The organism is Clostridium sp. Cult2, from assembly GCF_021655075.1.
Taxonomy (GTDB): domain Bacteria; phylum Bacillota; class Clostridia; order Tissierellales; family Tepidimicrobiaceae; genus Schnuerera.
Genome location: NZ_PPXX01000113.1, coordinates 1 through 5,007, shown reverse-complemented (window position 1 = coordinate 5,007; position 5,007 = coordinate 1). Strand labels below are relative to the sequence as shown.

The 5,007-nt window shown below is 32.1% G+C and carries 5 protein-coding genes; all 5 read left to right on the top strand.

Annotation, left to right across the window (positions count from 1 at the left end):
• Positions 1-103: 103 nt before the first annotated feature.
• Positions 104-715, top strand: coding sequence for a pyroglutamyl-peptidase I (gene pcp / locus C3E90_RS12745; protein WP_236916054.1), 612 nt, complete (start codon positions 104-106; stop codon positions 713-715).
• 147 nt (positions 716-862) lie between these two features.
• Positions 863-2,266 (top strand): aspartate ammonia-lyase, encoded by a 1,404-nt coding sequence (locus C3E90_RS12740; protein ID WP_236916053.1) that lies wholly within the window; start codon positions 863-865, stop codon positions 2,264-2,266.
• Positions 2,267-3,448, top strand: coding sequence for an NAD(P)-dependent malic enzyme (locus tag C3E90_RS12735; protein ID WP_236916052.1), 1,182 nt, complete (start codon positions 2,267-2,269; stop codon positions 3,446-3,448).
• 60 nt (positions 3,449-3,508) lie between these two features.
• Positions 3,509-4,351, top strand: coding sequence for a fumarate hydratase (locus C3E90_RS12730; protein ID WP_236916051.1), 843 nt, complete (start codon positions 3,509-3,511; stop codon positions 4,349-4,351).
• Positions 4,352-4,903 (top strand): Fe-S-containing hydro-lyase, encoded by a 552-nt coding sequence (locus C3E90_RS12725; RefSeq protein WP_236916050.1) that lies wholly within the window; start codon positions 4,352-4,354, stop codon positions 4,901-4,903.
• The last annotated feature ends 104 nt before the right edge of the window (positions 4,904-5,007 follow it).

Here is a 5,007-nt window from a genome sequence, read left to right as displayed (position 1 = left end):
AATGATTAGAAAAGAAGACTATATTATTATTTAAGAAATTGATAATTATTACAGTGGAAAACTGTAATTTGATTATAACTATATTGTACAAGGAGGAATGAAATTGAAGGTATTAGTAACGGGTTTTGATCCATTTGGTGGAGAAAAAGTTAATCCAGCATATGAAACAGTTAAAAGATTAGGCAATAAAATTGAAGGTGCTGAAATAGTTAAATTAGAGCTACCAACGGTATTTAGAAAATCAATCCGTCTATTAGAGGAAGCTTTGGAAAAGGAAGAACCAGATATAGTTATATGTGTTGGACAAAGAGGTGGAGCAGACAAAATAAATGTAGAAAGAATTGCAATAAATATAAGTGATGCAAGAATACCAGATAATGAAGGGAATCAACCTGTAGATGAACCAATATTTGATGATGGAGATAATGCTTATTTTTCAAAATTACCTGTAAAATCTATAATAGAAGAGTTGAATAAAAATAAAATCCCTGCAGAGATATCCAATTCAGCAGGTACCTATGTTTGTAACCATATAATGTATGGACTACTTTATAATATAAATAAGAAGTATCCAAATACAATAGGTGGTTTTATACACATTCCATTTATTCCAGATCAAGTAATAGATAAAAAGAAAACACCTAGTATGTCTTTAGATTATATGGTAGAAGCTTTAACAATTGCCATAAAAGTTACCCTTAGGGAAAAGAAATAATTTCAAAGTGACTCCTGCGTTCTGTAGGAGTCATCTAATTTAATTTTTTCTTTTATCCTTTATTTAATTAATGGTAAAGTATATAATGGATAGGGAATATTTTTATTAAAGACAAATTAATTAATATGACATTAGGAGGTAAATTATATGAATTATAGGCTGGAGTCAGATTTAGTAGGAGAAAAAAAGGTTCAAAAAGATGCTTATTATGGAATACAAAGTTTGAGAGGTCGTGAAAACTTTGAAATTACAGGCTTAAGTCTACATGAAGAATTAATAAAAGCCGTTGCTGAGGTAAAGAAGGCATCAGCAATTAGTAATAAGGAAGCAGGAATTTTAGATGATAATATCGCAACTGCAATTTCAAAAGCTTGTGATGATATAATAGAAGGAAATTTCCATGATCAATTTATATTAGACCCTATTCAAGGTGGAGCAGGGACATCCATTAATATGAATGCTAACGAAGTAATTGCTAATAGAGCAATTGAAATATTAGGTGGAGAAAAAGGTGATTATGATGTAGTTCACCCTAATGACCATGTAAATGAAGGCCAATCTACTAATGATGTTATACCAACTGCAGGGAAGATTGCTATTATGAGATTGTTGGACAAGGCTATAGCAAGTTTGAAAAAGCTTGATCTTGCATTAAAGGATAAAGCCATAGAGTTTGATGGTGTAATAAAAATGGGAAGGACTCAAATGCAAGATGCCATACCTATTAGATTAGGACAAGAATTTAAAGCTTATAGTTGTGCAATTGAACGAGATGTGAAAAGGATTACAAAGGTTAGAGAGAATTTAAACAACTTAAACTTAGGAGGTACTGCTATAGGTACAGCATTAAATGCCCATAAAGATTATTTAAGAAATGTAGTACCTAATCTATCTAAAGTAACTGGCATGGATTTAAAACAATCAGATGATTTAATAGATGCAACTCAAAATATAGATATATTTGTAGAAGTATCTGGTGCTTTAAAAGCTTGTGCAGTAAATATATCTAAAATGTCAAATGATTTAAGGTTAATGTCATCAGGTCCTAGAACAGGATTTGGAGAAATAAATCTTCCACCTAGACAAAATGGTTCATCTATTATGCCAGGAAAAGTTAACCCAGTAATACCAGAGGTAATGAATCAAATAGCTTTTAATATTATGGGAAACGATTTAACTGTAACTATGGCTGCAGAAGCAGGACAATTAGAATTGAACGCTTTTTGTCCAGTTATATTTTACAAATTGTTTGAATCCATTGAGACTTTAACTAATGGTGTAGAAACTTTCATTGAAAATTGTATAAAGGGAATTACTGCAAATAAAGAAAGATGTGAAGAATTAGTAAATAATAGTATTGGTATAATTACTGCAATTTGTCCTTATGTAGGTTATAAAAAAGCAACAATTGTTGCAAATGCTGCATTGGAAACTGGCGACGCTATTGCAGATATTATATTAAAAGAAAAGATATTAGAGCCTTCTCAACTTGAAAAAATATTAGAACCTGTTTCTATGACCCAAAATACATACAAAAGTGAGGTGTTATAAATGGGTAAAAATGTAAAAGAAGAAGCATTAAAACTACACAAAGAAAATCAAGGTAAAATAGCTTTGAAACCTAAAATTTCCGTAGACAGACCTGAAGATTTGGTTTTAGCATATACTCCAGGAGTAGCTGAACCCTGTTTAGAAATATCTAAGGATGGAGATAAGGTTTATGATTACACATCTAAAGGTAATTGGGTTGCAATTGTAACTAATGGGACAGCAGTTCTTGGTTTAGGCGATATAGGTGCAGCAGCAGGTTTGCCAGTTATGGAAGGGAAAGCAATTTTGTTTAAAGAATTTGCTGGTGTAGATGCATTTCCAATATGTTTAGATACTAAGGATGTAGATGAGATTGTAAATACGGTAAAATTATTGGAAACTTCTTTTGGTGGTATAAATTTAGAAGATATTAAAGCACCAGAATGTATTGAAATAGAGGAAAAGTTGAAAAAAATATGTAATATACCCGTATTTCATGATGATCAACATGGTACTGCTATAGTTGTAGCTGCTTCATTAATAAATGGACTAAAAGTTGTTGAGAAAAAGTTTAATGAAATAAAGGTAGTTATAAATGGAGCAGGAGCTGCAGGTCTAGCAATAGCTAAGCTATTATTTGAATTAGGAGTAGAAGATATTATACTTTGCGACAGTAATGGTCCTATATATGAAGGTAGAAAAATAGGAATGAATAAGTATAAAGAAGAAATAGCAAAACTGACTAATAAGAGTAGCATAAAAGGCAGTTTGGGAGATGCTTTAGTTGAAGCCGATGTTTTTATAGGAGTTTCTGTTCCAAATTGTATAAATAAAGAGATGATAAAATCTATGAATAGGGAACCAATAATTATGGCATTGGCAAATCCAGAGCCAGAAATATTACCAGATGTGGCAAAGGAAGCTGGGGCAAAGGTAGTTTGTACAGGACGTTCTGATTTTCCAAACCAAGTAAATAATCTATTGGCATTCCCTGGAGTATTTAAAGGAGCTTTTGATGTTAAAGCTTCAGAAATAAATGAAGAAATGAAGATAGCAGCCTCATATGCTATAGCAGAGCTAGTAGATGAAGATGAATTAGGCCCAGAGTTTATAATTCCTAATGTATTTGACCCAAGGGTATCTGAAAAAGTTGCTTCAGCAGTAAGCCAAGCAGCTATAAAGACTGGTGTAGCACGAAAATAACTGTAAGGAGGGATATTTACTAGGGAATTTTGGATTCAAACTTCCCTAGTATTTTAATATATGAGAAAAATAGATTGCAAAGAAATAATAGAAGCAGTAAAAAAAGCTTGTATAGAAGCAAATCGATATCTTCCAGAAGATGTAAAATTGGAAATAGAGAAGAGGTACAAAGAGGAAACATGGCCAATGGCAAAAGAAATATTGGGGAAGATAGGAGAAAATATAGAAATAGCTAGGAAGGAAAAAATGGCTTTATGTCAGGATACAGGTATGGTTACTGTATTTGTTGAAATAGGACAAGAAGTCCATATAATCAATGGAAGTTTAGAGGAAGCTATAAATGAAGGAGTAAGACAAGGATATACAGAGGGATACTTAAGGAAATCTGTAGTCCAAGACCCTTTAAACAGAATAAATACTAAAGATAATACTCCAGCAGTTATTAATTATAATATAATTCCTGGTGATAAATTTAAAATAATAATAGCTCCAAAAGGATTTGGTTCAGAGAACATGAGCCAATTGAAAATGTTAAAACCAGCTGATGGCATTGAAGGTGTAAAGGATTTCGTTATTAAAACAGTGGAAGATGCAGGAGCTAATCCTTGTCCACCTATAGTAGTTGGAGTTGGTATTGGAGGAACTTTTGATAAAGTAGCTAGTTTAGCTAAAAAAGCTTTAGTAAGACCTTTATCAAAAAGAAATGGTAATGAGTATTATAGAAATTTGGAGGAAGAGCTATTAGATGAAATCAATAAACTAGGAATAGGACCTCAAGGATTTGGTGGGAAAACTACAGCTCTTGCTGTAAATATAGAAACCTATCCAACCCATATAGCTGGATTGCCAGTAGCTGTCAATATCAATTGTCATGTAACAAGGTTTAAGGAGGTTGAACTTTAGATGATAAAATTAACAACTCCATTGACACAAGAAAAAGTAAAAGATTTAAAAATGGGAGATGAAGTGTCAATAACTGGAACAATATATACAGCTAGAGATGCTGCTCATGAAAGACTGGTTAAATTATTAGAAGAAGGAAAAGAATTACCTATAGAAATAAAAGATCAAATAATTTATTATGTAGGACCTAGCCCAGCAAAACCAGGAGATGTAATAGGAGCAGCTGGACCTACCACAAGCTATAGAATGGATCCTTATGCTCCTCAGCTTTTAGATATTGGATTGAAAGGAATGATTGGAAAAGGAAATAGGTCCGAGGAGGTAATAGAATCCATTAAAAAGAATAAAGGGGTGTATTTTGTTGCTATAGGTGGTATAGCAGCATTATTGAGTAAATCCATTAAAGAAGCAGAAGTAGTGGCTTATGATGATTTAGGCTCTGAAGCTATAAGAAAACTTAAAGTAGAAGAATTGCCTCTTCTTGTTGCAATAGATTGTAACGGAAATAATTTGTATAAAATGGGTAGGGAAAAATATTTGAACCAAGTATAAATATTTGAACCCGGCACCAACCTTAATTTAGGTTTATTATGGAACCAATCCTTAGGGACTGGTTCTTTTTTGTTAAATATTATTAATAATATTAGCTATTATAA